7 protein-coding genes are annotated in these 6,674 nt (G+C 65.9%); 3 read left to right on the forward strand and 4 right to left on the reverse strand.

The genetic code is table 11. The features are described from left to right. The coding region (locus tag U9980_RS02170; RefSeq protein ID WP_322766455.1) for a hypothetical protein at positions 1-904 on the forward strand (904 nt) is incomplete at its 5' end. A gap of 891 nt (positions 905-1,795) precedes the next feature. Here U9980_RS02170 and U9980_RS02175 read toward each other — a convergent pair. After that, entirely contained in the window at positions 1,796-2,527 is a 732-nt protein-coding gene (locus U9980_RS02175; RefSeq protein WP_322766456.1) for an NUDIX hydrolase, read from the reverse strand. A gap of 89 nt (positions 2,528-2,616) precedes the next feature. Between U9980_RS02175 and U9980_RS02180 the strand changes: the two genes are divergently transcribed. Together U9980_RS02180 and U9980_RS02185 are read left to right on the forward strand one after the other, a co-directional pair. Continuing rightward, positions 2,617-3,705 (forward strand): SPFH domain-containing protein, encoded by a 1,089-nt coding sequence (locus U9980_RS02180; RefSeq protein ID WP_322766457.1) that lies wholly within the window; start codon positions 2,617-2,619, stop codon positions 3,703-3,705. Next, positions 3,702-4,643: a hypothetical protein gene (locus U9980_RS02185; protein WP_322766458.1), complete on the forward strand. Its 942-nt coding sequence runs from the start codon at positions 3,702-3,704 to the stop codon at positions 4,641-4,643. The genes U9980_RS02180 and U9980_RS02185 overlap by 4 nt, the downstream gene beginning before the upstream one ends. Before the next feature lie 60 nt (positions 4,644-4,703). On the opposite strand, the gene U9980_RS02190 is transcribed toward U9980_RS02185, so the two are convergent. From U9980_RS02190 to U9980_RS02200, 3 genes are all read right to left on the reverse strand, one after another. Continuing rightward, positions 4,704-4,862 (reverse strand): hypothetical protein, encoded by a 159-nt coding sequence (locus U9980_RS02190; protein ID WP_322748845.1) that lies wholly within the window; start codon positions 4,860-4,862, stop codon positions 4,704-4,706. 806 nt (positions 4,863-5,668) lie between these two features. Continuing rightward, positions 5,669-5,902, reverse strand: a complete 234-nt coding sequence (locus U9980_RS02195; RefSeq protein WP_322766459.1) for a DUF397 domain-containing protein — start codon at positions 5,900-5,902, stop codon at positions 5,669-5,671. Further along, positions 5,899-6,674, reverse strand: a 776-nt coding sequence (locus U9980_RS02200) for a helix-turn-helix transcriptional regulator (RefSeq protein WP_322766460.1), incomplete at its 5' end; no start/stop codon positions are given. The genes U9980_RS02200 and U9980_RS02195, both read right to left, overlap by 4 nt.

A 6,674-nucleotide genomic window follows, 5' to 3' on the forward strand; every position in this document is an offset into this window, starting at 1 on the left:
TGGAAGACGTGTGAGCGACGCGCTTGTCATCGGCGTCCCGGTTGCCGTTGTGTCGGCAGCGCTGTACGGGACGGCCCCGCTCATCCAGGCCGTTGCGGCGCGCCAGGCCCCACCCGGTGGCGGGCTGGGGCTTGGCCTGCTGCTACGTCTCGTATTGCGACCGCTGTGGTTGCTCGGACTCGCCGTCGAAGCGGGGTCGTTCCTGCTGGAGGTACTGGCGCTTTCGGTGGCACCGGTCGCCCTTGTCGCTCCGCTCATGGCGGGCGACATGGTGGTGTTCTCGCTGCTGGCCCAGCGGTTCCTGGGAGAGCGGATCAGTCGGGTCGGCTGGCGCGGCATGGCATGCATGGTCGCGGGAATCGGTCTGCTGGCCGTTGCCTTCAGCCGTGGGGCACAGGTCGGCACCCCGGCGAGCGATCAGGATCTGGGTTTGTTCCTGGCTTTCGGACTGGGGTTCACAGCGGTCGGGGCGTGGCTGGCCAACCGGGCGGGGCACGCGGGGCGGATCGCGCAGGCGGCGTTGCTGTTCGGATTATCGGCCGGGGTCTGCTATGCGATCGCAACGCTGGCGACCCGTCAGGTCGGTCTGTACCTGGACGACCATGAGTTGACCGGGCTGCTGTGGACGCCGACCCCCTATGTACTGATCGCCTTTTCCGTCCTTGCCCTGGGCCTGGAACAGCGGGGCCTGCAGGGTCGGGCCGCTGTGATCGCGTTTCCGGTGACCAGCGGGGTCTCGGCCTTTCTGCCGGTGATGATCGGCCTGACCCTCTTCGACGAGTCGGCGCCGCAGGGGCCGCAGATGGTGGCGTTTGTCGTCTCGTTGGGGCTGGTCGCGATCGGGATCTTCGGTCTTGGACGGGACCGGGCCGCGAGCGTCGCGCGGGAGTCGGCGACGGTCTGAGAACCCGACCTGGGCTGATTGGCTGGCAGGCCGGTATACGACCCAGCTGGGCGACACAACTCGACGACACAACTCGACGACACAGCTGGGCGACGCCGCTGGGGGCGATACAGCTGGGCGACATCACACCGGTGGGTGCCGTTGTGTTTTTATTGTCGATATTTGCTGGCGTGGCACGTTGGTTGCCCGACCAGGGGGAAAATCTGTTGTCGTCGACTATTGTATGTACGGATTATCCGAGTATGGTTGTTCTCGTGGGTATGTTTTGGTAACCATCTGTAATTGGGATGGACCGTAGTCAGGCGCTGAGACGTGAGGCGCTGAGACGTGAGGCAACGGCCGCAAGCGACATGCGGGGGTGGCACAACGTGTATTCGGACGGAGTGGGTGGCCCCTACCAGGTAGTGCCGGTGACGCTTCCCATTGATCTGGTGGAGCATCTGGTGAGCCGTGTTGGAGTCCAGGGGCTCTCAGCCTATATTACGCAGGCCCTGATGCGGCAGGAGCCGATGGCGTCGCTAATCGATTTCCATCACATGACAGCCGTCGCGCTCGGGCTTCTACCGGAAGCCATGGAACCGTCGCGGCCAGCCCTGTACGGCCGTGAGTCCGTCCGGTAGCCGTTGTTCCCGCCAGGGTCCGGCGTCGAGCGGTGACGTACCAGCCCAGCCCGGGTCGATGGGTGCCGGACGGGCGAGTTCGTCACCGCAGTCACACCACCGGCCGGTCCACGGCGATTCCGTTCCGTGTTTTCACTGCCCAGACCGCAGAGTGAGAGGCGGCCGGCCGTTCGGGTTCACCCCCCCGATCACCCGGGCTGCCGGCCACCCTAGCTAGCCCGCCTTTAGAGCGCCCGGCCCCGCGCCGCCGCGTCCCTATTGCCGGTCGCTCTTAATTGTCGTTTCGGGTTGAACCCGGTGTCGGGCGGAGCATGGCTGGGTGCAGAACGCCAGCCGGGCCACACCGGAAGAGCTCGGCCGGTCGGCCGCTGTCGCGCCTGGTCGTCTGTCCTGTCGGGAGCAGGAAGCCCGGGGTGCCTGTTACCTTGCGGTGGAAATTGCGTGGGTCGAGCCGGACGCCCCATACCGTTTCGTAGATCTGGCGAAGATCCGCCACGGTGAATTCGGGCGGGCAGAACGCCGTTGCCAGCGGCGTATATTCGATCTTTGCGCGGGCCCGCTCCACCCCGTCAGCCAGGATGCGCCCGTGGTCGAAGGCGAGTGAGTCGTCGCTGGCGAGCAGTTCGTCCACTGGTGCCCACCGGGAAGCCGCCGCGTCTGTTCCCGCCACCGGCACCGGCAGGTCGGGGGCCATGGCGAGATAGGCAACAGTGATCACGCGTGTCCGCGGGTCACGGCCAGGTGCACCGTAGGTGGCCAGCTGCTCAAGGTGCCCGGGTAGGTTCGCAAGACCGGTTTCCTCGTTGAGCTCCCGGCGGGCGGCGACCGCCAGATCCTCATCGGGACGAACGAAGCCTCCGGGTAGCGCCCACTGTCCGCGGTAGGGCTCGATGCCACGCTCCACCACGAGCGCGCACAGGACGTCCTGGCGGACCGTCAAGATGCTCAGGTCGACCGTCACCGCAAACAGGGAGTAGTAGTCCTGGGTACTTTCAGTAGCCATTCATTCAGCCTATCTCGTCAGGTTGACGAAAACTCGCCCAACCAGTTATCGTCGAACAGACGATAACAAGCAAGCGAGGAGGCGCGACGGTGGCTGACATATCGAAGGTGCTGTTTCTCCGTCACCTGCGTGGCACACCTACCGCGCACATCCAGTACCTGCGCCGCGGACGGGTAGTCCACGAGGGGATCGGCCAGACTTTTTGGTACCGCCCGCGGACGGCCGTGATCAGCGAGATCCCGCTGGACGACCGGGAGTTACCGCTGCTGTTCCACGCGCCCACCCGTGACTTCCAGGACATCGCGGTGCAGGCGACGGTGACCTTCCGGATCGCCGACCCGGCCGTCGCGGCGAGCCGTCTGGACTTCGGAATCGATCCTGAATCCGGCACCTGGCGAGCCGCTCCGCTCGAGCAGCTCGCTGGCCTGATCACCGAGACCGCCCAGCAACACGCCTTCGAGCTGCTCGCTCGTACGGTCATGACGGATGCGCTGGTCAGCGGGGTCCCGGCCGTGCGAGCGCGCATTCTCGACGGTCTCGTCGGCGATCCGAGACTCACCGAAACCGGAATCGCGGTCGTGGGCGTCCGAGTCGTTGCCGTACGACCGGAGGCGGACATGGAGAAGGCGTTGCGGACGCCCACCCGAGAACAGGTCCAGACCGATGCTGATCGTGCGACCTACGGCCGTCGAGTGGTAGCTGTCGAGCAGGAACGCCGGATTGCCGAGAACGAGATGCAGAACAAGATCGAGCTGGCCCGTCGAGAGGAGCAGCTCATCACCCAGCGGGGTGCCAACGACAACCTGCGGGTCACCCAGAAAGCAGCGGCGGAACGCATTGCCGCTGATGGCGAGGCCGAGCGGACCCGGGTCAGCGCGGCTGCCACGGCCGATGCCACCCGGTTGGTCGGCGCGGCCCAGGGTGAGGCGGACACCGCGCGCGTCGCCGCTCTGCGGGACCTCGACCGGTCGGCTGTGATTGCCCTGGCCGTTCGGGACCTTGCGGGGAACCTGCCCGGCATAAACACGTTGACGATAACTCCGGACCTGCTCACCGCCCTCGTCGCCAGACTCGCCGGATCGGCCGTGCCAGTTGTCGCACAACCGCTCCCGGCTGGCTCAGGCGGGCCGGCGGCACCGGCGGCACCGGCGTCGGTGGACGATGGGAACTGGCGATGACCCTCGCGCCCCGGGTGGTGGTCGTCTACCGCCGTACCGAATACGCCGAACTGCTCGACCGCCACGGCACCCGGGGCCAGGCCGCGTTCTTCCTTGCCAACAGGGACCGCGACCTGGTCGAGGTCGAGGCACGCCACGCGGCCCATCGGGATGCTCGTCGGGCGGTCGCGGCAGCCATCCCGCCGGACTGGCGGCGGGGGGAGGTCGAACGTCGCGACCTCGACCGATTCATGTTTGCCGCGGACGACATCATCGTCTGCGTCGGCCAGGATGGCCTGGTCGCCAACGTGGCGAAATACGTCGAGACCCAGCCGGTGGTGGGCGTCAACCCTGAACCGGGTCGTAACCCCGGCGTCCTGGTCCGACACCGGCCGCGGGACATCGGCGGGCTGCTGCGCCAGATCGAGGCGGACAGCTCCGGTGCGGCGCGCCGAGGCCGCGACGGCACCGCCGCAGATGACGTGATCAGGCGGTTGACCATGGCGGAAGCTGTGCTCGACGACGGTCAGCGACTGGTGGCCCTCAACGAGCTCTACGTCGGGGACAGCGGGCACCAGACTGCGCGCTATGTGCTGCGGGCGCCCGGCCCTGACGGTCAGAGCACCGAGCGACAGGCATCGTCGGGTCTGCTCGTCGGGACCGGGACCGGTTCCACCGGCTGGTGCCGATCGGTGTGGCAGGAACGCGCCAGTGGCATCGGTCTGCCGAACCCGGAGGCACGGGTGTTGGTGTGGTTTGTCCGGGAGGCGTGGCCGTCACCCGCTACCGGCACGAGCCGTACCGAAGGGATGATCAACGGTTCAGCACGGCTTGAGCTCCTGGCCGAGTCCGAGCGGATGGTCGTCTTCGGCGACGGCATCGAGACGGACACGTTGACGCTGGCCTGGGGGCAGCGCATATCCGTCGGTATCAGCGAGCGGTACCTACACCTGGTCTGAGCCTCGCAGTTGAAGGGTTGCGGGCCGCCGGAGGGCATCCTGGGCCAGGTTGGCGGGCGGTCATGGCCCGAACCGTTCCATCGCCTTGCGGACCCGGGAGTTCGCCTGGGCAAAACTGATCTTTCCGTCGACGTACGCCGCGAGAGAGTTGCGGCGCACCCGCTCGGCGCGCGGGTCCTCAAGCGGGGTGTTGAGCAGGTTGGTCGTGGCAGTGGCCACGCTGATCACCTCCCGTTGTGCGGAAACAGGACGACGAAAAGCCAGCCTGGCGTGCGTCAGGCGTGAGATGGATCAGGGGGCTCCCGGGTCGGTGGGGTTGGTAATCCCTGCCCGCGAAGCGATCGATCGCCTATGTTCCGCCGGCGCGCGATCGACGGGCCCGGCTGGATCTGAGGCTCGGATGCAGGGGGAGCCCGGCACGCCCCGACCTTCGGGCCTCTGCCCAGGCGATGGCGTACATAGCGGCTTCGCTCCCTACGGCGACGGCGGGCACCAGCACCCGACAAGATGATCGGAATCTTCACCCAACATTGACCACGAGGTCAACATTGATCAAGAAGGCAACTTTGACCAGGAAGACGATGTTGACCAGGAGGACAATCTTGACCAAGAAGACAATTTTGACCAAGAAGACAATGTTGACCAGGAAGGGAACAGGGAAAGAACTGTGACCCGACCTGACTTCTACAGAGTGCGCTGTCGTCGGCCCGATCGCAAGGGCTTTTTCGCGGTGTCGTCGTACGTGCTCGCGCAGTGGCCGCGTCGGTCATGTCGCGTGGCACGGTGGTTGCGAGACGGTGCTGCTGTGCGACGGTGCTGCTGTGCGACGGTGCTGCTGCGACGGTCGGGGTCGGACGGTAGGTGCCCGTCCGACCCCGACCGTCACCTATAGTGACCGGCACTCATCGTGACTCGGTAACCAGCGTGGTACTCTCAGACCTCAGAGAGTATGACGGCGTGCGGCGTGTTGTGATCGGTAACGTTGCGGTGATCAAACAGTCGTTGTGATCAAACATCCCGGTCGGTCAGGCCCGGTCGAACTCGCCGTCCCTGGCGCCCGCGAGGAAGGCCTCCCACTCGCCGCCGGTGAAGGCCAGAACCGGCCCGGACGGGTTCTTCGAATCGCGGACGAAGACGCCCTCGTCAGCCACTGCAACCTCTACACACATACCGCCGGCACCATTGCTGTAACTGCTCTTGCGCCAATCGGCGGTCTCGGCATCGATCGTGAGGCTGGCCAACCTGGTGTTTTCAGTCATTTCATTTCCTCCGTCACTCTGGCTATCATCTCAAGGGACTGGTCGGGGCGGAGCGCGGCGGCCAACAGGTAGTCGGTCTTCAGCCGGTAGTGCCGAATTTCCGCCGCTCGTTCAAGATAGAGGCTTCCGGTCGCCTCCTCGATATAGACCACGTCGTGGTCTGTCGGGTCCGGAAAGCCGAGGATCGCGAATGTACTGCCCATTCCCGCGTGGGCACCCGCGGCGAAGGGTACGACCTGAATGGTGATATTGGGCAGTTCCGCTCGCTTGATGAGATGTTCGAGTTGGACGTGCATCACGGCCGTGCCGCCAACCGGGCGGTGCAACACCGCCTCGTCGAGGACGACCCACAGCCGAGGTGGGCTCTCGTGTGTGAGGCGATTCTGCCGGTCGAGCCGGAGCGCGACCCGGCGTTCCACATCCTCCTCGGCGATCTCCGGGTTGTCGGCGCGGATGACGTGCCGGGCGTACTCGGCCGTCTGCAGCAGGCCATGGACGAGCTGCGCCTCATACACGCTTATCGAGGAGGCGTCCCCTTCGAGTCCGATGTAGATCTGGAACCAGGGCGGAACCACGTCGTGGTAGGTATGCCACCAGCCACGTTTACGGGACTCGCGGGCAAGGGCGAGGAACGCCTCGCGCTGAGCGTCGTCCGTTACGCCGTAGAGCTGCAGGAGATCGTGGACGTCGCGCGTCCGGACGGGTACGCGACCGTTCTCCATCCTGCTGATCTTCGAAATAGAGCAACGGAGGAGTTCGCACGCCTGCTCGA

This window comes from Protofrankia sp. Cr1, from assembly GCF_963555865.1.
GTDB lineage: Bacteria > Actinomycetota > Actinomycetes > Frankiales > Frankiaceae > Protofrankia.

Excerpts from the sequence above, each read along its gene's own strand:
- U9980_RS02185 (WP_322766458.1), top strand. The coding sequence starts at position 3,702 with ATGACCCTCGCGCCCCGGGTGGTGGTCGTCTACCGCCGTACCGAATAC.
- U9980_RS02175 (WP_322766456.1), bottom strand. The coding sequence starts at position 2,527 with ATGGCTACTGAAAGTACCCAGGACTACTACTCCCTGTTTGCGGTGACG.
- U9980_RS02195 (WP_322766459.1), bottom strand. The coding sequence starts at position 5,902 with ATGACTGAAAACACCAGGTTGGCCAGCCTCACGATCGATGCCGAGACC.